The sequence below is a fragment of the Polynucleobacter necessarius genome, assembly GCF_900095215.1.
In the GTDB taxonomy this organism is placed as follows: domain Bacteria; phylum Pseudomonadota; class Gammaproteobacteria; order Burkholderiales; family Burkholderiaceae; genus Polynucleobacter; species Polynucleobacter necessarius_H.
In genome coordinates, this window is record NZ_LT606949.1 from 1,393,393 (window position 1) to 1,415,117 (window position 21,725).

Annotated in this window: 21 protein-coding genes; 15 read left to right on the top strand and 6 right to left on the bottom strand. The window is 47.0% G+C overall.

Features of this window, described 5'->3' with window-relative positions:
- Nucleotides 1-2 precede the first annotated feature (2 nt).
- Entirely contained in the window at nt 3-2,099 is a 2,097-nt protein-coding gene (gene recG, locus DXE35_RS07560) for an ATP-dependent DNA helicase RecG (protein ID WP_114690093.1), read from the bottom strand.
- A 30-nt stretch (nt 2,100-2,129) separates the two neighbouring features.
- On the opposite strand from recG, the gene queA reads away from it, so the two are divergent.
- The 5 genes from queA (at nt 2,130) to secF (ending at nt 7,667) form a co-directional block, all read left to right on the top strand.
- Nucleotides 2,130-3,176, top strand: coding sequence for a tRNA preQ1(34) S-adenosylmethionine ribosyltransferase-isomerase QueA (queA, locus tag DXE35_RS07565; RefSeq protein WP_114690094.1), 1,047 nt, complete (start codon nt 2,130-2,132; stop codon nt 3,174-3,176).
- The gene (tgt, locus tag DXE35_RS07570) at nt 3,173-4,330 is read left to right on the top strand and encodes a tRNA guanosine(34) transglycosylase Tgt (RefSeq protein WP_114690095.1); all 1,158 of its coding nucleotides are present in this window, start codon (nt 3,173-3,175) and stop codon (nt 4,328-4,330) included. The genes queA and tgt overlap by 4 nt, the downstream gene beginning before the upstream one ends.
- 134 nt (nt 4,331-4,464) lie before the next feature.
- Nucleotides 4,465-4,791 (top strand): preprotein translocase subunit YajC, encoded by a 327-nt coding sequence (gene yajC, locus DXE35_RS07575; protein WP_114690096.1) that lies wholly within the window; start codon nt 4,465-4,467, stop codon nt 4,789-4,791.
- A 38-nt stretch (nt 4,792-4,829) separates the two neighbouring features.
- Entirely contained in the window at nt 4,830-6,689 is a 1,860-nt protein-coding gene (secD, locus tag DXE35_RS07580) for a protein translocase subunit SecD (RefSeq protein ID WP_114690097.1), read from the top strand.
- 3 nt (nt 6,690-6,692) lie between these two features.
- Entirely contained in the window at nt 6,693-7,667 is a 975-nt protein-coding gene (secF, locus tag DXE35_RS07585; RefSeq protein ID WP_114690098.1) for a protein translocase subunit SecF, read from the top strand.
- Between the two features lie 45 nt (nt 7,668-7,712).
- Here secF and DXE35_RS07590 read toward each other — a convergent pair whose 3' ends face one another.
- Nucleotides 7,713-9,053: a 3-deoxy-D-manno-octulosonic acid transferase gene (locus DXE35_RS07590; protein ID WP_231970093.1), complete on the bottom strand. Its 1,341-nt coding sequence runs from the start codon at nt 9,051-9,053 to the stop codon at nt 7,713-7,715.
- Complete coding sequence (gene purB / locus DXE35_RS07595; RefSeq protein WP_114690099.1) at nt 9,050-10,429, bottom strand: adenylosuccinate lyase; 1,380 nt, start codon at nt 10,427-10,429, stop codon at nt 9,050-9,052. Before purB ends, DXE35_RS07590 begins: the two co-directional genes overlap by 4 nt.
- Before the next feature lie 94 nt (nt 10,430-10,523).
- Between purB and DXE35_RS07600 the strand changes: the two genes are divergently transcribed.
- Nucleotides 10,524-11,138, top strand: coding sequence for a glutathione S-transferase N-terminal domain-containing protein (locus DXE35_RS07600; protein ID WP_114690416.1), 615 nt, complete (start codon nt 10,524-10,526; stop codon nt 11,136-11,138).
- 74 nt (nt 11,139-11,212) lie between these two features.
- Here the strand turns inward: DXE35_RS07600 and mnmA are convergent, their stop codons facing one another.
- Nucleotides 11,213-12,325 carry a tRNA 2-thiouridine(34) synthase MnmA gene (gene mnmA, locus DXE35_RS07605; RefSeq protein ID WP_114690100.1) on the bottom strand — a complete coding sequence of 371 codons (1,113 nt, stop codon included), beginning with the start codon at nt 12,323-12,325 and terminating at the stop codon, nt 11,213-11,215.
- A gap of 177 nt (nt 12,326-12,502) precedes the next feature.
- On the opposite strand from mnmA, the gene DXE35_RS07610 reads away from it, so the two are divergent.
- The 3 genes from DXE35_RS07610 to DXE35_RS07620 are packed head-to-tail and all read left to right on the top strand — an operon-like array spanning nt 12,503 to nt 15,399.
- Nucleotides 12,503-13,633, top strand: coding sequence for a Re/Si-specific NAD(P)(+) transhydrogenase subunit alpha (locus DXE35_RS07610; RefSeq protein WP_114690101.1), 1,131 nt, complete (start codon nt 12,503-12,505; stop codon nt 13,631-13,633).
- A gap of 25 nt (nt 13,634-13,658) precedes the next feature.
- Nucleotides 13,659-14,000, top strand: a complete 342-nt coding sequence (locus DXE35_RS07615; RefSeq protein WP_114690102.1) for a proton-translocating transhydrogenase family protein — start codon at nt 13,659-13,661, stop codon at nt 13,998-14,000.
- Between the two features lie 31 nt (nt 14,001-14,031).
- Nucleotides 14,032-15,399: an NAD(P)(+) transhydrogenase (Re/Si-specific) subunit beta gene (locus DXE35_RS07620; RefSeq protein ID WP_114690103.1), complete on the top strand. Its 1,368-nt coding sequence runs from the start codon at nt 14,032-14,034 to the stop codon at nt 15,397-15,399.
- Nucleotides 15,400-15,536: 137 nt separating this feature from the next.
- Here DXE35_RS07620 and groL read toward each other — a convergent pair whose 3' ends face one another.
- Nucleotides 15,537-17,162: a chaperonin GroEL gene (gene groL, locus DXE35_RS07625; protein WP_114690104.1), complete on the bottom strand. Its 1,626-nt coding sequence runs from the start codon at nt 17,160-17,162 to the stop codon at nt 15,537-15,539.
- Between the two features lie 28 nt (nt 17,163-17,190).
- Complete coding sequence (locus DXE35_RS07630; RefSeq protein WP_114690105.1) at nt 17,191-17,481, bottom strand: co-chaperone GroES; 291 nt, start codon at nt 17,479-17,481, stop codon at nt 17,191-17,193.
- A 324-nt stretch (nt 17,482-17,805) separates the two neighbouring features.
- Here DXE35_RS07630 and DXE35_RS09840 point away from each other — a divergent pair, with 324 nt between their 5' ends.
- Genes DXE35_RS09840 through DXE35_RS07655 form a run of 6 tightly spaced genes read left to right on the top strand, consistent with a single transcriptional unit; the run spans nt 17,806 to nt 21,705 of the window.
- Nucleotides 17,806-17,976 (top strand): hypothetical protein, encoded by a 171-nt coding sequence (locus tag DXE35_RS09840; RefSeq protein WP_197714016.1) that lies wholly within the window; start codon nt 17,806-17,808, stop codon nt 17,974-17,976.
- Nucleotides 17,960-18,649: a diguanylate phosphodiesterase gene (locus tag DXE35_RS07635; protein WP_197714017.1), complete on the top strand. Its 690-nt coding sequence runs from the start codon at nt 17,960-17,962 to the stop codon at nt 18,647-18,649. The genes DXE35_RS09840 and DXE35_RS07635 overlap by 17 nt, the downstream gene beginning before the upstream one ends.
- Before the next feature lie 14 nt (nt 18,650-18,663).
- Complete coding sequence (locus tag DXE35_RS07640) at nt 18,664-19,272, top strand: response regulator transcription factor (protein WP_231970094.1); 609 nt, start codon at nt 18,664-18,666, stop codon at nt 19,270-19,272.
- 6 nt (nt 19,273-19,278) lie between these two features.
- Nucleotides 19,279-19,800, top strand: coding sequence for a type 2 periplasmic-binding domain-containing protein (locus DXE35_RS07645; RefSeq protein WP_114690107.1), 522 nt, complete (start codon nt 19,279-19,281; stop codon nt 19,798-19,800).
- A 31-nt stretch (nt 19,801-19,831) separates the two neighbouring features.
- Nucleotides 19,832-20,173, top strand: coding sequence for a hypothetical protein (locus tag DXE35_RS07650; protein WP_114690108.1), 342 nt, complete (start codon nt 19,832-19,834; stop codon nt 20,171-20,173).
- Nucleotides 20,173-21,705 (top strand): response regulator, encoded by a 1,533-nt coding sequence (locus tag DXE35_RS07655; RefSeq protein WP_114690109.1) that lies wholly within the window; start codon nt 20,173-20,175, stop codon nt 21,703-21,705. Before DXE35_RS07650 ends, DXE35_RS07655 begins: the two co-directional genes overlap by 1 nt.
- Nucleotides 21,706-21,725 lie beyond the last annotated feature (20 nt).

Here is a 21,725-nt window from a genome sequence, read left to right on the forward strand (position 1 = left end):
TATCAAGCCTTTAAGAACTCAGCCCGAGATCCAAGCCAGCGCTCTAAATGACACTCCACTAAATCCGCATGCTCAGCTAGCAAGCGCTCAGCGGCCTGCTGAGCCAACTCAATCAACCAAGCGTCACGCTGCAAATCCACAAAGCGCAGCATGGCATCTCCTGACTGCTTGGCGCCTAGCAATTCCCCTGGGCCCCGCAGCGATAAATCGCGCTCGGCAATCACAAATCCATCGGATGCCTCACGCAATGTTTGCAAACGCTCCTTGGCGGCCATGGATAAGGGCTCGGCATACATCAAAATACAGACAGAGTCTGCGGATCCTCTTCCAACGCGCCCGCGCAATTGATGAATTTGGGCATACCCAAAACGCTCTGCATGCTCAATTACCATCAATGCCGCGTTAGGCACATCCACCCCCACCTCAATCACCGTGGTGGCAACCAAAAGCTGAATCTCATTGGCCTTGAAAGCAGCCATTACTGCAGCTTTTTCTTCAGCCTTTAATCTACCGTGCACCAAGCCCACTTTAAAGTCGGGCAAAGCTTGTGTGAGCTGCTCAAAACTTTCTACCGCCGTCTGCAGCTGTAGCACTTCAGACTCCTCAATGAGAGGACACACCCAATACGTCTGCAATCCTTTTGATAACCAACTTTGCAAACCACCAATTACCTCATCGCGACGACTGGCTTTCACTACCTTGGTCGCAATCGGCTTACGACCAGGCGGCAACTCATCAATGACCGATACATCTAAATCGGCGTAGTAAGTCATTGCTAGGGTGCGCGGAATAGGTGTTGCCGACATCATCAATTGATGACAGTAAAACAATTCTGATCCAACACGTTGCTGAATCTCTAAACGCTGTCTCACGCCAAAACGATGTTGTTCATCAATGACTGCTAAACCTAGTTTGGCAAAACTTACCTGCTCTTGAATCAAGGCATGCGTACCAATAATCAGCTGAGCCTGCCCGCTCTCAATCCTTTCTTGAGAAAGTCTTTTTTCTTTTGCTTTTAAGCTACCGGATAACCAAGCAATCTGAACGCCTAGGGGCTCAAACCATTCCCTCATTTTGAGATAGTGTTGCTCAGCCAATATCTCAGTTGGCGCCATGATGGCGGCCTGAAAGCCATGGTCCATCGCCCGCGCTGCAGCCAAAGCAGCCACTACGGTTTTGCCGCTACCGACATCCCCTTGTAGAAGGCGATTCATCGGGAAAGATTGGGAGAGATCATGAGCAATCTCTGACCAAACACGTTCTTGAGCATGCGTTAGCTTGAAAGGTAACACTCGCAGCAAGCCCTCTTCAAGACTGTGTTTTGTTTCTTTCCCTTTGCCTGCCTTAGCTTCACCTTCGCGTTTTGCAAAACTGGGGGCATTTCGCTCGCGACGAATCGCATGCGCTCGCTTTAGAGAAATTTGTTGAGCCAGCAATTCTTCAAACTGAACTCGACGCCATGCCGGGTGGGTGCGCTCTAATAATGATTGTGTATTAGCGTCGGCTGGTGGCTGATGCAAATAGGTAATCGCTGCTTGCAGACTGGGCCAATCATGACTTGGCAATAATTCCGCCTTGAGCTTGCCGGGCAAAAACTCCGCCAAACTCTCTCGCAAACTAGGGTCGCGCAAAGCTTGAGTAACCGCTTTGCGAATAATGGTCTGTGATACACCGACACTAGCTGGATAAACTGGCGTTAAGCTAGCGGGTAATGGCGCATCTGGCACTACAGCACGCACAGTTGGATGGACCATTTCAGGGCCCTGAAAACCCTCACGCACTTCCCCGCGAACTCGAATATGAGCCCCAACTGCCATTTGTTTCTGTTGGCTAGGATAAAAATTGAGAAAGCGAAGATTTAAAGTCTCAGTCTCGTCCTCAATGGTGACAAGCATTTGTCTTCTAGGGCGAAACAGGACTTGATTGCGAATGACTACACCCTGAGTCTGAGCCGAGGCAAATCTACCCTGATGCAAGGCTTCCTCAATAGTGAGCAACTCAGTCTCATCCTCATAACGGGACGGTAAGTGCAAAGCAAGGGCCATAGGGCTGTCTAAACCCATCTTTTGGAGTGTGCTTGGCGCTTGTTTAGTAGTCATCGTTAAAATCTAATACCTGATGGTAATGCTATGCAACTTTCTGACTTCAATTACGAACTTCCCACCGAACTAATCGCCCAACATCCCTTGGCGAATAGAACCGATAGCCGCCTCTTAGAGGTCAAGGCAGACGGGGTAAATCACATCCAATTGGTAGACCGACAGTTTACGGACATTCTTAGCCTTGTTAAGTCAGGGGACTTATTAGTCTTTAATGACACCAAGGTCATTCCAGCACGTCTACATGGCAAAAAAGAGACGGGCGGGAATGTTGAGCTGCTCATTGAGCGAATCAGCGGTGAGAAGCAGGCTTGGGTACAAATTAGAGCTTCCAAGGTGCCAAAGACGGGTACTTTTGTGCACATTCATAACCAGACTGGCGAATCCTTCACCGTCGAAATGATTGGCTATGACGGGCGTTTTTATGAAGTCCGCTTTCCGGAAAATGTATTGTCCTTGCTTGAACGCTTTGGAGAGCTCCCACTCCCCCCTTATATCAAACATCAACCTGACGGCGAAGACGCACAGCGTTATCAAACAGTAGTAGCAAAAAATCCTGGAGCGGTTGCAGCCCCAACAGCAGGCCTTCATTTTGATGAATCTATTTTTCAAAAAATCAAAGATTTAGGCGTCAATCAAGCAAGTGTCACCTTACACGTGGGGGTCGGCACATTTACCCCAGTGCGCGAAGAAGATCTTTCAAAACACAAGATGCACTACGAGTGGTTCTCCATTCCCACTGAGACCTTGCAGGCAATTGAAGCCACTAAGAAAAATGGGGGGCGAGTGATCGCGGTTGGCACCACTAGTCTGCGCGCCCTGGAAAGCCAAGCGGCCACTGGGCAAAATAATGGCGCAACCAATCTCTTTATTACCCCAGGCTATCAATTTAAAACGGTGGATTGTTTGTTAACCAACTTTCATCTGCCAAAATCCACTTTATTAATGTTGGTGAGCGCCTTTGCGGGAATGGATCATATTCGCGCTGCTTATCAACACGCCATTCACCAGAAATATCGTTTCTTCAGTTATGGAGATGCCATGTTTCTTTGTCGATTCGAGAATACAAATCCATGACCAAACCCGTTCACTTCAATATCTTGGCGCGTGACTCCCCAAGCCCCGCGCGACTTGGTCAGCTAGATCTACCGCACGGTAGCGTGCAAACACCCATCTTCATGCCTGTAGGAACCTATGGCACGGTAAAGGCAATGACGCCACGCGATCTGAATGAAGCTAAGGCGCAAATTATTTTAGGCAATACATTTCACTTATGGTTAAGACCAGGCTTGGATGTGATTCAAAAACATGGTGGTCTACATCGCTTCATGGGCTGGGACAAGCCGATCCTGACTGACTCTGGTGGCTTTCAAGTATTTAGCCTTGGTGCTCTACGTAAGATTTCCCAAGAAGGCGTCACTTTTGCATCACCAATTAATGGCGACAAATTATTTATGTCGCCAGAAGTATCAATGGAAATTCAAGCGGTACTCAATAGTGATATCGCCATGCAGTTTGATGAGTGCACTCCTTACGAAATCAAAGGTCAACCAACTTCTGAAAAAACAGCACGTGCTTCACTAGAGATGTCGCTACGTTGGGGTGATCGCTCCCTCAAACGCTTTCGCGAACTCAATACCGGTAATGGGCTTTTTGGTATCGTGCAAGGTGGCATGTTCGAGAACCTACGTGAAGTTTCACTAGATGCGGTTAGTCAACAAGGCTTTGATGGGATCGCTATTGGTGGTCTCTCAGTTGGGGAGCCAAAACCAGAATTTGAGCGCATCCTCAATTTCACCGCACCAAAGCTGCCAGAACACATGCCACACTACCTCATGGGTGTAGGTACTCCAGAAGACTTGATTTTGGGCATTAGTCTAGGCATCGATATGTTCGATTGCGTAATGCCCACCCGTAACGCCCGCAATGGCTGGCTCTTTACCCGTTTTGGCGACCTAAAACTGCGTAATTCTGGGTATAAAGACGATGATCGCCAGGTTGACCCTACTTGCGTCTGCTACACCTGCCAAAATTTCACAAGATCCTATCTACATCACCTCCAAAAGGCGAATGAGATCCTGGGTTCTCAACTTAACACCATCCACAACCTGTCTTACTACCTCCAGCTCATGACGGAGGTTCGCGAAGCCCTTGGTAAAGACCGTTTTAGCGCCTATCGCGAGGAATTTCACAGTAATCGCCAGCGTGGTGTTGAGCCCGGACAGGACTAATAGCCCTACAGGGGGCAAAACCCCCTGCAAAACACCTCCAAAGCCCCACACAGTTTAGAATTGCGGGTTACGGCCAAGCATGTAAAGGTCGAAAAACACAGCAGTTTTTAAATGGTAATTAATGGAGGTTTTGTATGTGGATTAGTAACGCTTTTGCCCAAGCTCCTGCAGCCGGCGCAGATTCCGGTGGCTTGATGAGCTTCCTCCCTTTGATTTTGATGTTTGCGGTTTTCTACTTCGTCATGATTCGCCCACAAATGAAGCGTCAAAAAGAAACTAAAGCCATGCTTGAATCATTAGGCGTTGGTGACGAAGTGGTGACTGTTGGAGGCATCATGGGCAAAGTAACCGCGTTGAAGGACCAAGTCGTTACTTTTGAAATTTCCGCCGGTACTGAAGTGCAGTTGCAAAAAGGCGCTATCACTACAGTATTGCCAAAAGGCACGCTGAAGTCTGCTTAATGCATTTGCTTAATACGTCTTAGTAAAAGTATCTCAATATGAATCGCTACCCTCTCTGGAAATATCTAGTTATCGCTGTCGCACTACTCATCGGCGGACTATATTCACTACCCAATTTCTATGGTGAGGCTCCAGCAGTTCAAGTCTCGTCTGCCAAACCAACCATCAAGGTTGATTTGGCAACGCAGTCTCGTGTAGAAAAGATTCTGACTGAAGCCAACATTAATAACACCGGCGTTTTCTTTGAAGTCGCCGGCAATGTGGGCTCTATCAAAGTACGCTTTAACAACACTGATATTCAATTGCGCGCACGCGATCTCTTGCAACAAAAATTGAATGTGGAGCAAAACGATCCCAATTACACCGTTGCGCTCAATTTGCTATCCAACACTCCAGGCTGGCTCAACGCAATCAATGCCCTGCCAATGCCATTGGGTCTTGACTTACGTGGTGGCGTGTACTTCCTGCTTCAAGTGGATATGAAGGGTGCAGTTCAGAAAAAGGTGACTTCTCTCGCAACCGATATTCGCAGCCAATTACGCGATAAGAATATTCGTCATCAAGGTAGTGAGCGTGGCGCGGACTTCATCTCCATTACTTTTGGCAGCACTGCCGATGCAGAAGCTGCCCGCTCCGTTTTACTCACTGCTCAACCAGAATTAGTCTGGCAAGTGAAGCCTACTGGCCTCTCACCAAAAGTAGTTGGTGAATTTAAACCAGCCGCATTAAAAGAAATTCAAGACAACGCGGTAAAGCAAAACATCATTACATTGAATAAACGTGTAAATGAACTGGCCGTTAAAGAACCAGTCATTCAACAACAAGGTGCCGAGCGCATTGTTGTGCAATTGCCAGGGGTACAAGATACCGCCCGCGCGAAAGATATTATTGGCCGCACCGCCACACTGGAATCGCGTCTAGCTGACCCACTGGTTTCCACAATTGCTTTAGGCGAAACCCCGCCTCCAGGCATGGATACCTTCCGCTTTGGTGAAAATCGCTTAGGCGTATTTAAAAAATCAGTGATCTTCAGCGGTGATCGTATTACGGATGCCAGCGCAGGCTTTGATCAAAACCAACGCCCTGCCGTCAATATCTCCCTGGATGCCGCTGGTGGTCGCGTAATGCAAGAAGTCACCCGTGAAAACATTGGCAAGCCAATGGGCATGATCCTGTTTGAGAAGGGCAAAGGCGAGGTTCTAACCATTGCTACGATCCAAACTGAGTTTGGCTCTAAGTTCCAGATCACCGGACAACCAACTACCGAGAGCGCGAATGACTTAGCGCTTCTCTTGCGTGCTGGCTCTTTAGCGGCCCCCATGGAAATCATTGAAGAACGCACAATCGGCCCAAGCCTTGGTGCGGAAAATATTGAGAAGGGCTTTAAGTCGCTCTTAATTGGATTTGGCGCAATCTCTGTTTTTATGGTTGCCTATTATCTCTTGTTTGGCACGTTCTCTGTTGTTGCTTTAGCAGTGAACTTATTGCTCCTCATCTCTGTGCTATCCATGTTGCAAGCCACACTCACCTTGCCAGGCATCGCTGCGATGGCATTGGCTTTAGGTATGGCGATCGACTCGAACGTATTAATTAATGAGCGTATTCGTGAAGAGTTACGTAATGGTGCCTCACCACAAACAGCGATTGCTGTTGGTTTTGATAAGGCATGGGCAACCATTCTAGATTCCAACGTCACCACATTAATTGCTGGTTTGGCTTTGTTAGCATTTGGCTCAGGCCCTATTAAGGGCTTCGCCGTAGTTCACTGCTTTGGCATTCTGACTTCAATATTCTCGGCTGTTTTCTTCTCACGCGGCCTTGTCAACCTCTGGTACGGCAGACACAAGAAGATTCAAAAACTCGCTATTGGCCAAGTTTGGCGTCCACAGGAGAAGTAAGCCATGGAATTTTTCCGCATCAAAAAAGATATTCCCTTCATGCGCCATGCTTTGGTGCTCAATGCGATTTCTTTAATTACCTTTTTAGCAGCAGTTTTCTTGCTCTGGCATAACGGCCTACACCTCTCCATCGAATTTACCGGTGGTACGGTCATGGAAGTCAGCTATCCACAAACTGCGCCTTTGGATTCCATTCGTGCGAAAGTTGAGAAGCTGGGTTATGCCGATACTCAGATTCAAAACTTTGGTAGTTCACGCGATGTCATGATTCGTTTGCCGCTGCAAAAAGATGCCGCAGACAAGCTCATTTCATCGGCCGATCAAAGCACCGCGGTAATGCAGGCATTAAATCCAGCAATAACTGGCGTGAAGCTTCAGCGCGTTGAATTTGTGGGGCCACAGGTTGGTCAAGAGTTGGCGATTGATGGCCTCAAGGCCTTGGTCTTCGTGATCATTGGCATCGTGGTTTACCTCTCCTTCCGCTTTGAATGGAAGTTTGCAGTTGCCGGCATCATCGCGAACTTACATGACGTCGTCATCATCCTGGGCTTCTTTGCTTTCTTCCAATGGGAATTCTCCCTCTCGGTATTGGCGGCGGTTCTGGCGGTGCTTGGCTACTCAGTCAACGAATCTGTGGTGATTTTTGACCGCATTCGTGAGAACTTCCGCCAATACCGAAAGATGAATACCCGTGAAATAATTGATAACGCGATTACTAGCACTATCAGCCGCACCGTTATTACTCACGGCAGTACTGAGATGATGGTTTTGGCTATGCTGATCTTTGGCGGCCCAACACTCTTCTACTTTGCCTTGGCGCTAACCATTGGTATTTTGTTTGGTATTTACTCTTCGGTCTTCGTTGCTGCGGCATTAGCGATGTGGCTCGGTGTTACACGTGAAGATTTAATAAAGGGCGACAAAAAGCCGGATGACAATGCCAGCAACGATGACCCTAACTACGGGGCGCGCGTTTAAACGCAAACTGCACTAAACAACGCTTTAGCTCAGAGAAAAGTTTTGTTAATCAAGGGCAGCTAAGATTCTGTTGGTTGCGCCTTGATGTTCAATTGAGTAAGTCTTAGCGGACACACTCATCTTTGCCAGATCGGCAGTATTCAGAAGCAGCTCCTTTAGAGACTCCATTAAAGCAATCGGCTCGGATAAGAGCAATTCACCCTTAATTCGCTTAGCTGCACCGCCAGCAATCGCATCCAAGGCAGCCTGCTGAAAGTTATAGGTATGCTCACCCAATAACACAGGACATCCCGCAGAACAGGCTTCAATCAGATTGTGGCCCCCAAAAGGAAGCAAACTTCCCCCCATCAGCACCAAGTCAGAAGCGCTGTAATACATCGGCATCTCACCCATGGAATCACCTAAAACAATATCTAAATCAGGAGATGCATTTGGAATGCCGGGCCATTCACTGCGTCTGCGAAACTTTAAGCCAGTATTGTTGATCTGCTCTGCCACCTCAGAGAAACGTTCTGGATGACGCGGCACTAAACAAAGGAGAGGAGGAATTTGGAAGGCATGGTTTAAGAGCAAATCTTTCCACGCCTGCAGAATGACGACCTCCTCACCATCACGAGTGCTAGCAGCACACACCATGAGACGATCACCAGTATGCAATGCTTCTTTCCAACGCTTTCCTTGCTCTACTAGATTGATATCCAATGGCACATCAAACTTGAGATTACCGACAATCTGCACATTGGTGACGCCTAAGCTACGGTAACGTTGGGCATCAAATTCAGTCTGAGCCAAGATGCCCGCAAATGCCTGAAACAAAGCCCGTCCAGCCTCGCCAAATTGATTTACGCGACGCGCACTTCGCTGTGATAAACGGGCATTTACCAAGAAAAGAGGTAAATCCATCTCTTTGCAACGAAAGACCACCGTTGGCCAAGCTTCAGTCTCCATAAACAAGCCAAGCTTCGGCCTAAAAGTGCTCAAGAAATGCTCCACAGCCCAACAAATGTCATAAGGCAAATAGACTTGTCGCATTTGTCCTGAAGCGATCGCTTTAGCGAATAACTGTTTACCAGTGCGACGCCCATTCAAAGTCATATGCGTCAGCAAAATAGATTCGCCTCTGGCCAGATAAGCATCGATCAAAGGTTGAGCAGCGCGAGTTTCACCTACCGATACGGCATGAACCCAAATCGCGCCCTGGGTGATTGGCTTGCCATAACCAAAACCGAGCCGCTCTGGAATATGATGTAGATAAGAAAAAGCATGGCGAGAGCGCCACACTAAACGCAAGAAAGCCAGCGGCAGCAAGAGGTGCCACAGCAGTTGATAAACAGCAAACCAGATCCGGGGCTTGGCCCCGTATTCTGAATTGGTAGTCAAACTCACTTTTTCAGACGTTCGGTCAATTCGACCGCCTTGCCTAAATAGGAAGATGGAGTCATATCCAGCAGACGCGCTTTTGCATCTTCAGGAATCTTCAAGCCACGAATAAAGGTTTGTAAATCTGCTTGATTAATGCCCTTACCGCGAGTCAATTCTTTGAGTTGCTCATAGGGATTCTCGATGCCGTAACGACGCATCACGGTTTGTACTGGCTCAGCCAATACTTCCCAACAAGCGTCCAAGTCAGCAGCGATTGCAGCAAGATTCACCTCTAACTTGCCAAGGCCACGCAAAGCACTGTCATAAGCCAATACGCTATGCCCAAATGCAGGACCTAGATTACGCAATACGGTGGAATCAGTGAGGTCACGTTGCCAACGAGAAATCGGTAATTTTTCTGCAAGGTGACGTAGTAATGCGTTAGCTACGCCCAGGTTGCCTTCAGAATTTTCAAAATCAATTGGGTTCACTTTATGCGGCATAGTTGAGGAACCAATCTCACCTGCTTTAGTGCGCTGCTTAAAGTAGCCAAGAGAGATATAGGCCCAGAAATCACGATCGATATCCAAGAGGATAGTGTTGGCGCGAGCAATCGCATCAAAGAGTTGCGCCATGCCATCGTGCGGCTCAATCTGAATGGTGTAGGGATTAAAAGTAAGTCCAAAACGCTTTTCCACCAAATTCTTCGAGAAATGTTCCCAATCAAAATCAGGGTAAGCAGATAAATGCGCGCTGTAGTTGCCAACCGCGCCATTCATTTTGCCTAATAGCGGCACTGCCGCGATCGCGTCAATCGCGCGCTCTAAACGCTTGGCGATATTGGCAATCTCTTTACCGAGAGTGCTCGGTGAAGCCGGTTGACCATGCGTACGAGAAAGTAGTGGAACCTTGGCATGCTCAATCGCCAAATCAGTTAACACTGAAAGAACTTTTCTTAGTTGTGGCACGAGCACTTCATCACGCGCACCACGCAACATCAAACCATGAGAGGTGTTGTTAATATCTTCAGAGGTACAAGCAAAGTGAATGAACTCACTTGCTTTTAATAAGTCTGGTCGACCCGCTACTTTTTCCTTTAGGAAATACTCAACCGCTTTAACGTCATGATTGGTAACTGCTTCGATATCTTTAATGCGCTGCGCATCGGCATCTGAAAAGTTTTCAGGCAGGGATAGTAAGAAAGCTTCATCGGCAACATTAATTTTGGGCACATCAGGCAAGCCGGCAGCAGCCAAAGCCAATAACCAATGAATTTCCACAAAAACGCGCTGACGCATAAAAGCTGCTTCAGAAAGCCAAGGACGTAAAGCATCTAGTTTTCCGGCATAACGACCGTCTAAGGGGGAAAGAGCATTAAGGGTAGAAAACGGCTGACTCACGAATATTGCCTGTGCATTGAAGATGTCAATAAAAGCTAATTTTAATGTGTTTGGCGCCCTGCAAAGGCTAAATAGGATGGCTATACTTGAGCCAATGAAACTTATCGTATCCCCCACTAGCCCTTACGTACGCAAAGTACGCATTGTTTTTAACGAGAAAAAGGTCAATATCGACCTTGAATTAGAGAATGTCTGGGCCGCAGACGCCAAAATTGGCGCTAAGAACCCCCTAGGGAAGATTCCCTGCCTGATTTCTGACGATGGCGAGGCTATTTATGACTCCCGAGTCATTGCTGAATACGCGGATGGCTTAAGCCCTGTCAGCAGACTAATTCCGACCGATAACCGCGAACGTGCCGCAGTCAAGACCTGGGAAGCGCTAGCTGATGGAATTATGGATGCCGGAATTTTGGCTCGCTTAGAGCGTACCTCGCGCCCAGCAGAAGAGCAAAGCCAAACCTGGGTTGATCGCCAAATTGGCAAAATTGATGCCGCCCTTCGCGAGATGTCTGAACAGCTTGGCGAAAACGCATGGTGTCATGGCAAGCAAATGACCTTAGCGGATATCGCAGTCGGTTGCGCAATCGGATATCTCTTGTTTCGCTTTCCAGCAGTCAAATGGCAAACGCAGTATCCAAACTTAGATCATCTGTATCAAAAGTTATTACAGCGACCTTCGTTTATTGAAACTGAACCACCAGCCGCTTAATTCACTTTTCGCTTCGTTAACAATGCCAATCAAAATTGATTGGCATTTTTGTATTCGCTGTCTGCTAATGAAATCTATGCGGAAATAATTCCACCACCCAAACAAATATCGCCATTGTAGAGAACGGCAGATTGTCCTGGTGTCACTGCCCACTGCGCATCTGGAACAGTCAATTCAAAACTGAGCGCGTCATTGCCCGCCATAAAAGTACATGCAGAATCGACTTGACGATAACGCGTCTTAGCGGAATAACCCCCCGGCGTTGGCGCTTGTCCAGACACCCAGCTAGCATCCATTGCGGAAAGCCTGTTAGCCAATAACCACGGGTGTTCGTGGCCTTGCGCCACATACAAAGTGTTATTCGGAATATCTTTGCGGGCCACATACCATGCATCGCCGTTGCCATCTTGACTGCCGCCCAAGCCAATGCCTTTACGTTGGCCCAAAGTAAAGAATGCTAAGCCCATATGCTCACCAACAACCTTACCCTCTGGAGTTTTAATAGGGCCTGGCACACGTGGCAAGTAGCGATTCAAGAATTCCCGAAAAGGACGTTCACCAATAAAACAAATTCCAGTGGAATCTTTCTTTTTGGCGTTATGTAAACCAATTTGTTCTGCAATTTTTCTCACTTCCGTTTTCGGAATCTCGCCAAGCGGGAACATGACATTCGCTAACTGCTGCTGCGTTAAACGATGTAAAAAATAACTTTGGTCTTTGCTAGCGTCAACCGCTTTCAATAGCTGCACTTTCCCACCTTCATGGCGCACACGGGCATAGTGACCCGTTGCAATAGCATCCGCCCCCAAGCTCATGGCATGATCCAAGAAGGCTTTAAACTTAATTTCAGCGTTACACAAAACATCAGGATTAGGGGTTCGCCCTGCAGCATATTCACGCAAAAACTCAGCAAATACCCGTTCACGATATTCAGCAGCGAAATTAACCGCTTCAACATCAATTCCGATCATGTCAGCCACCGAAACCACATCCAACCAATCCTGACGAGCAGAACAGTACTCGTTGTTGTCGTCATCCTCCCAATTTTTCATAAAAAGGCCAATCACTTCAAAGCCTTGCTCCTTGAGCATCCAGGCCGCCACCGACGAATCTACCCCTCCAGACATGCCAATAACGACTTTCTTGGTCTGGGGAGACGGGATTGAGGAAGAATTGAGCTGGATCATCAAAAAATGCGAGAATTCAATATAAGCTGACAGACCGTATTGTAGAAGTCTTAGCCTAATTTCACAGGATTTTAGGCAAAAACCAAGCAAGCGGACTTAAGGGTAAGTAGATAGGTTCAATTGGGCCTATTTAACTAAAATAGATTTTTTGAAAAATTTTGCTTTTGGAGACATGTCATGCACATAGGAGTGCCACTGGAAACAAGGCCTTTGGAGACTCGAGTAGCCGCCACACCAGAAACCGTTAAAAAACTCATCGGCCAAGGTCATACCGTCGTCATTCAAAAAGACGCCGGAGTAAGAGCGAGTCAACCTGACTCTGCATATGAAGCTGTTGGCGCAACTATTGGTAGCGCAGCTGACGCGTTTGGCGCGGAGATTGTTCTCAAAGTACGCGCACCCGAAGCAGCTGAACTAAAGCAAATTAAATCTGGCGCTGTGCTTTTGGGCATGCTCGATCCATTTGATAACGACATGATCGCCGCAATGGCTGCGCAAGGCGTTACTGCATTCTCTCTAGAAGCTGCGCCCCGCACAACACGTGCGCAAAGCATGGACGTCTTATCCTCTCAAGCAAATATTGCCGGATACAAAGCAGTAATCGTTGCCGCCAATGAATACCAACGTTTTATGCCTATGTTGATGACTGCGGCAGGAACTGTTAAAGCGGCACGCGTACTCATTTTGGGTGCTGGTGTTGCCGGCTTACAAGCTATTGCAACCGCAAAACGCTTAGGCGCTGTGATTGAAGCGTCTGATGTACGCCCAGCAGCTAAAGAACAAATCGAGTCATTGGGTGCTAAGTTTGTTGACGTTCCCTATGAGACTGATGAAGAGCGCGAGATCGCTCAAGGCGTTGGCGGCTATGCCCGCCCAATGCCTGAAGCTTGGATGAAGCGTCAAGCGGCTTTGGTTGCTGAACGCGCGCAACAAGATGACATTGTGATTACTACCGCATTGATTCCAGGACGTAAGCCCCCAGTCCTTTTGCATAGTGACACAGTTGCCAATATGAAGCCAGGCTCTGTAGTCATCGACTTGGCTGCCGGCAAAGGCGATAACGGCTCAGGCAACTGCCCTCTCACTCAAGCAGATAAAGTGATTGATGTGCACGGCGTGAAGATTGTGGGCTACACCAATTTAGCCAGCATGGTTGGCGCTGATGCCTCAGCACTGTATGCACGCAATTTGCTCGACTTCATGAAACTGATTGTCGATAAAGAAGCCAAGTTGGTTATTCCAACGGACGATGACATCGTTACCGCTTGCTTGATGTGTCGCGATGGCCAAGCCATCCGCAAAAACTAACAGTAAAAAATACTAAGGAAACATTATGGATCTCGCTGCCTTTCAAAGCATCCTCACCGTTCAAAACATTACCGTATTTGTGCTGGCCATTTTTGTTGGCTATCACGTAGTGTGGAACGTTACCCCAGCATTACATACGCCTCTGATGGCGGTGACCAATGCCATCTCTGGCATCATCATCGTTGGCGCGTTACTTCAAACTGAAGTCATCGGTGGCGATGAAATCACTCTAACCAGCATCATTGGTGCGGTTGCAGTGTTCATCGCGTCTATCAATATTTTTGGTGGCTTTATGGTCACCCGTCGTATGCTTGAAATGTTCAAGAAAAAAGCGCCTAAGGCAAATGCAGCTGATGCTGCTAAATAAATAGAACAAGACCTATACAGAGACCAAAACTATGTCAAACATAACCGCTATTTCTTATCTCGTTTCATCGGTGTTGTTCATCCTCGCTTTGCGTGGCTTATCTTCACCAACAACTTCTCGCCAAGGCAATACCTTCGGCATGATTGGTATGTTGTTAGCCGTTGTTACGACCTTCTTCATTCCCGACTTCAAGCCAGCCATCTCTTTGATCGGCACTGCGATTGTCGGTGGCGCCATTATTGGAACGATTGCTGCTAAGCGTGTGCAAATGACCAAGATGCCTGAGTTGGTTGCATTGATGCACTCCTTCGTGGGTTTATCCGCAGTCTTAATTGCAATCGCTGCCGTCTTCAATCCCGCTCATGACCATACTGGCGCACAGAAGATTGAACTCTTTATCGGCGCGTTTATTGGCGCCATTACCTTTACCGCATCTATCATTGCATTTGGCAAGTTATCCGGCAAGGTCAGTGGCAAGCCAGTCAGTTTTGCTGGTCAACATTTCCTCAATTTGATATTGGCCGTGTCGATGGTTGGCGCCGCTATCGCTTACTACATGGGTGATAGCCACGCAGCCTTCTTGGCGATGTGCGCGATTGCTTTGGTATTGGGCGTGACCTTAATCATCCCAATTGGTGGTGCCGATATGCCAGTGGTTGTGTCCATGCTTAACAGCTACTCTGGTTGGGCGGCAGCGGGTATTGGATTTACCCTAAACAACCCAGTGTTAATTATTGCCGGTGCTTGCGTAGGCTCTTCTGGCGCCATCCTGTCTTACATTATGTGTAAAGCGATGAACCGCTCTATTCTGGCTGTGTTGGTTGGTGGCTTTGACGCCGAAGCAGCCGCAGGTGGTGGCGATGACGGCGGCCCTAAGAACCACAAATCAGGTTCACCTGAAGATGCCGCCTTCCTTATGGAAAATGCGGACACCGTCATTATTGTTCCTGGTTATGGCTTGGCAGCAGCTCGCGCGCAGCATGCTTTAAAAGAATTGACTGAGAAGTTAACTCACCATGGCGTTACTGTGAAGTACGCAATTCACCCAGTTGCAGGTCGTATGCCTGGCCATATGAACGTGCTTTTGGCTGAAGCTGAAGTTCCATACGATCAAGTATTTGAGATGGAAGATATCAATAGCGACTTCGGTCAAGCTGATGTGGTGTTGGTACTTGGTGCTAATGACGTTGTCAACCCAGCGGCACGTACACCAGGTAGCCCGATCTTTGGTATGCCAATCTTAGAAGCATTTAAAGCAAAAACCATTATTGTGAATAAGCGCTCTATGGCCGCTGGTTACGCTGGCTTAGATAATGAACTCTTTTACATGGACAAAACGATAATGGTCTTCGGTGATGCGAAGAAGGTCGTGGAAGAGATGGTTAAGACAGTTGAGTAATTCAACTCAATACCTTAAATAAAAGACCGCCTTCGGTCGGTTTTTTTATTGCTTGGATTTTGGGATTCAATAAAAAAAAGCCCGGTCTTTTGAACCGGGCTTTTTGTTTCTACAGCAAGCTAGCTGGAGATGGGCTATTACATCATGCCGCCCATATCAGGCATGCCACCACCAGCAGACTCATCTTTTGGCGCTTCAGAAATAGCGCAATCAGTAGTCAACAAGAGGCCAGCAACAGAAGCTGCGTTTACCAATGCAGTTTTGGTTACCTTAGTTGGATCAATAACGCCTTGTGCAACGAGATCACCGTATTCACCGGTAGCTGCGTTGTAGCCGTTATTGCCTTTGCTTTCTTGCACAGCATTCACAACAACACCTGCATCTTCGCCAGCATTGCTCACGATAATACGCAATGGCTCTTGTATAGCGCGCAATACGATGCTGATACCTGCGTCTTGATCAGCGTTATCGCCTTTCAGACCTTTGATACCCTGCATTGCACGAATCAAGGCTACACCACCGCCAGGAACAATACCTTCTTCAACAGCTGCGCGAGTTGCATACAATGCGTCGTCAACACGAGCTTTCTTTTCTTTCATCTCAACTTCGGTAGCGGCACCAACACGAATCACAGCAACACCGCCAGCCAACTTGGCTACACGCTCTTGCAATTTTTCTTTGTCGTAGTCGCTAGTCGCCTCTTCGATCTGAACACGAATGTTCTTCACACGAGCTTCGATCGCCTTAGCATCGCCAGCACCGTCAATAATGATTGTGTTTTCTTTTCCTACTTCGATACGCTTCGCTTGACCCAAGTGCTCAAGAGTAGTTTTCTCGAGTGTGAGGCCGATTTCTTCAGCGATCACAGTGCCGCCAGTCAAAATCGCGATGTCTTCCAGCATGGCTTTACGACGGTCACCGAAACCAGGGGCCTTAACAGCGCAAGTTTTGATGATGCCGCGAATGTTATTCACAACCAAAGTTGCCAAGGCTTCGCCTTCAACATCTTCTGCAACGATCAACAATAGACGACCAGACTTTGCTACTTGCTCGAGTACTGGGAGCAAATCACGGATGTTGGAAATCTTCTTGTCAAACAAGAGAACGTATGGGTTTTCCAATACGGCAACTTGTTTTTCTGGTTGATTAATAAAGTAAGGAGAGAGGTAGCCACGGTCAAATTGCATACCTTCAACTACTTCGAGCTCATCTTCCAAAGACTTTCCATCTTCAACAGTGATAACGCCTTCTTTACCTACTTTTTCCATTGCTTCAGCAATACGCTGACCAATGCTGTGGTCGCTGTTTGCAGAAATAGAACCTACTTGAGCGATTTCTTTACTGGTTGTACAAGGCTTGCTGATTTTTGCGAGCTCTTCGATTGCAGCTGTTACAGCTTTATCGATACCACGCTTCAAGTCCATTGGGTTATGGCCTGAAACTACGTATTTCATACCTTCACGAACGATGGACTGAGCCAAAACAGTAGCGGTAGTTGTACCGTCACCAGCGATGTCAGCAGTTTTGGAAGCAACTTCCTTAACCATCTGCGCGCCCATGTTCTGGAGCTTGTCTTTGAGTTCGATTTCTTTTGCTACGGATACACCGTCTTTAGTGATGGTTGGTCCACCGAATGAACGCTCGATCACCACGTTGCGACCTTTTGGTCCCAAAGTTGTCTTCACTGCATTAGCAAGAATGTTGACGCCTTCAACCATCTTGGTGCGGGCGATATCTCCAAATACAACGTCTTTTGCTGCCATGATTAGATTCCTCTCTTAAATACCAAAATTACTTCTGTACAACAGCCATGATGTCGTCTTCACGCATCACGATGAGTTCTTCACTCTCAACTTTTACTGTTTGACCTGCATATTTACCAAACAACACGCGATCGCCTACTTTGACGTCAGGTGCGTTTAATTTGCCGCTGTCATCGCGCTTGCCTGGGCCTACTGCCAATACTTCACCTTGATCAGGCTTCTCTGCAGCAGCGTCAGGAATGATGATTCCGGAAGCAGTTTTTGATTCTTGATCTAAACGCTTGATGATTACGCGATCATGTAAGGGACGCAAATCCATCTCTCTTCTCCTATGTTAGTAAGTGTTAACTATTTAAATAAACTATATAAAGCAATGCTTTACAATCTCATTACACGGAATTCAAGGGTAACTTACAAATTCAAATAAACTACCTTTTTAGCACTCGCATGTAGGGAGTGCTGATTATATAGGTCTGATTCCCGGGATTTCAAGGGCAGATCACCATAAATTCTTTGGGGATTTCGCCCCTATCTATACTGTGGACAGGCAGATAGGTCGATTCCTACAGATAAATCAGTCCAAAGCCCTTACCGCTCAAATCCGTCCTGCCTAGACTGGATAGTCACCGCTTGGAGAATCCTGATGAGCCCGAAATCACGGATGTACACGCTTGTAAAGGCATGGAAGAACAAACCCTTCAACGAAGTACGAGACGCCTGTGGCGACCCCTGGTTTGGCTTGAGTAGCCAAGCACTCGAAGAACACCAATCCTGGTCTAAACGACAAGCGATTAGCCATGAACCCATTTTTTAACTGCAAGGGAACAAAACTGACAGGATCTTTATTTAGACCATTGCTTACGACTTCGGACAGGCAATTACTGCGTCTTTTTATGGAAGGCCTAGACACCATCGCCTATTGGCATCGCAGTGGTCGCTTTATTCCTGGAATTTTGCCAATCCCAACACATACCCTTGCTTCAAACGGGTATGTAGATGCCATGAGTGAACTCATTTTGAACTCGCGCCTGCCTGTTGGATTGGTGGCAATTGGTATGTCATCCATTCCAGGATCAGAAAATCTCGATGCCTGCAAAAAGGGATTACTCCGCTTACGCAGACTGGGTGTCTTACTTCATTTCCTCAATTACTCGGGCAGCATTGCAGAGCTGCACTGGATTACGGAGATGCAATTAGAGGGGGTGCATATCGATATGAGGACGATTCGCGAGCACGATCTAGCAAGCAATGAACGCTCCCAATTAAGGCAATCACCCTGCTCACCCACACAACTCTATGCGAGCAATATTGGGCTAGTCACAGATTTAGAAAACGCTTCAACCCTCATTGCGGATCATGCCTATGGAGGCCTGATGATGGCGCCACTGAGTCGCCATCAGATGCGGCAAATTAACGATAGTCGAATCACTAAAGCCATTTTTTCGATGCATCCTCATCAACGCCTAAACCACAATGGAGACAAGTAATAAGAAAACGCGTGATGTTGGTAGACGACCATCCAGCAATGCTGATGGCCCTTAAAGGTATGTTGCAAGACCAGTTGTTGTTTGAGATTGCGGGACAAGCTCAGAATGGCGAAGAGTGCCTAAGATCCATGAAAGAAGTTAACCCGAATATGGTGATCCTGGATTTGGATATGCCCAAGACCGGTGGCTTTGACGTTATCCGCCGCATCGGACTACTGTATCCCGATGTTCGTATGTTAGCTCTCTCTAGTATGGATGAGGCGGTATATGGAGGCAGAGTACGCTCACTAGGTGGCCATGGCTTTGTCAATAAAACCGCCGGGGCCGATGTCATCTTACCAGCCTGCGTTGCCATCTCCCAAGGCTATAACTTTTTCACGCACGGCAAAAATGGCAACAGCTCATTAAGTGATAACGATAAGCTCGCACTCATCTCAGATCGCGAACTGCAAGTCATGAAATACCTTGGTCAAGGTAATACCAAGCAACAGATTTCAGACATACTGCATATCAGCAATACGACCGTAGCCACATACAAAACGAGAGTCTTTGACAAACTAGTAATTAACAAGATTGCCGATCTCATTTTGTTCTGCCGTATGAATAAGATCATCGAAAGCTAAACGAGTATGCGTCGATCTATCAAGCGGATTGCTTTATTTCTCCTGTTCAGTGGATTCATTGGCAATGCCTTTGCCAATTTACTGAGCCCATCCGAGCAAAGGTGGATCGATGCCCGTCCTGTAGTACGTTTTAGCATTCATGAAAAATATGCCCCTTATTTAGAACTCAAGGAAAAAGGCCAATCTGGGGTTTTTCATGCACTGTTAAGCAAGTTCAGCGAATTTACCAATCAAGAATTTCTGCCGCAGTGGCGTAAAAGCGATCAGGAAGGTTTACAACAATTAGCTAATGGGGAAGTCGACTTCATCATTGATCCACCCACACTAGATGATGAACATCTCCAGTTTGGCTCTTTATCTGAAGCGATCTTTTGGGGTCACGACGCTATTGTGACAAGGCGCTCAAAAAGTGATGCGCCTATTGAGCCAATCAATATCGCCTACTTTGATCGTGGCTATGAAAATCCCCCAACACCGATGCATGCTCAGGCGAACGTTTCGAGTTATGCCGACAAATTAATTTTTTGATCTACTCAAAAGTGATATTGAAGCGCTTGTCATGCCGCTACGTTTAGCGCGACAGCTGATTCAGAAGGTCAATGATGATCAATTACGACTGAATGGGCTCTATAGTCGCGAACCCTTTGAATATCACTGGCTGATTTCTCATCAAGATGAGCCATTGCATACCGTATTTGAGCGCTTTCGCAATGGTCTGCACCCAATAGAGTCACGCAATCTCTTTGATGCCTACCAAGATGAGAATCTAGTCCAAGCAAACCAGTCGAATTATCAAAAACTTGCGTGGTTATCCGCCATAACGACACGCTTTGGCGGAATCTTTTTGGTTTGGCGCATGCAAAGAAAAACGAACTACATACACAAGAAACCGAGAGCTTGATGAACTCTAAAGAACTTGCTGAAAAAGCAAATGCTGCCACATCCTCCTTGCTAGAAACAATGAGTCATGAAATTCGCATACCCATGAATGCCATATTAGGGGTGCAGGAGCTATTGCTGAGCAGCCGCCTTCCTAAAAATGAAAAGGCATTACTCAAAAGCGCGCATTCCTCAGCGGAGTCTCTTTTGGGAATACTGAATCAGGTTTTAGATCTTTCCAAAATTGAAGCGGGCAAATTGACACTAAATTTAGAGCCTTGCAACCTGAATTCTTTAATTGACGGTATTGACTCGTCATTTTCAGCGGTTGCTCAGATACAGGGTCTCACCCTCCACACCTCTAAAGACCCCCGAATTGCCGAGGTGTTGATGATTGACGCTCTACGTCTTCGGCAAATCCTACAAAACTTAATCAGCAGCGCCATTAAATTCACCGATCAAGGGGAGATTTACCTCTCTATCAGCGTCCTAGCGGATGATCATGCAGGGCAGCTCATTGAGTTTAGGGTGATTGATACCGGCGTAGGGATTGGGTCGGAAGATATTACGCTTGCATTACAAGCATTCGAACCAATACCGGGCACTAGCGAACAACGCAATGGCACTGGTCTCGGCCTCACAATCACCAACCACTTGGTCACTTCAATGGATAGTCAACTCTATTTCGATAGCGCCCCTGGGCTTGGTAGCAATATTCATTTCTGCGTAGCCTTTCCTCGCACCAGCATTGCCGCAGTCATAAACAAACCAACGAACACTACAAGCTCCAGAAAGCTTGTTTCAACATATCGCAGCGAATCGAATCAGGCTTTGTGTGCTTTAGTAGTGGAAGATCATCCTGCTAGCAGGCAAATTATTTCACTGCCATTAGAAGCGTTTGGCATCGAGGTAACGGTTTGCGATAACGCCCATGCTGCTCTAGAGCTCATCACCCAGAGCAATTTTGATCTCTTGCTAACCGATCAATCTATTCCAGGCATGGAAGGTTCAGAATTAGCGAAACGCATTCGCGATTTAGGACATCGCGATCTCATCATCATTGGCATAACAGCCGATATCTACGCCCTGGATTCACGTCACCAATTCTTTGCAGCCGGTATGAACGGTGTCCTAATAAAACCACTGAGTCTCATGACCCTTGCAAATGAGTTAACCCGCTATTTCGTATTGAAGGAACTTAGCGAAAAAGAAGCTCAAAATATCGGAAATGAAGAATACTCATTTGAAGCATTTGCCAATCTCCTAAAACAAAACCCTGATCACGTTTTAGTCATCCTAGATGAAATTAAGAAGGTGCATGATGAAACCCTTCAAGTCCTAAAAAACGAAAACCACGATCAAGAAGCTTTCCAAATGCTGGTTCATAAGGTGAAAGGTGGTTCACAACTATTGGACGCCAAATCATTTGCAAACGCCTGCGAAGCCCTAGAGCGAGAAGATGATTTAAACGCCGGGATCAATGCCTTTATTCAATTATTAAAGAAGCAAAACCAAGTAATTGAAAGTCATAAGTCTCAATATGCGGCATGCTAGTGTTTGCGGCAATACCCACC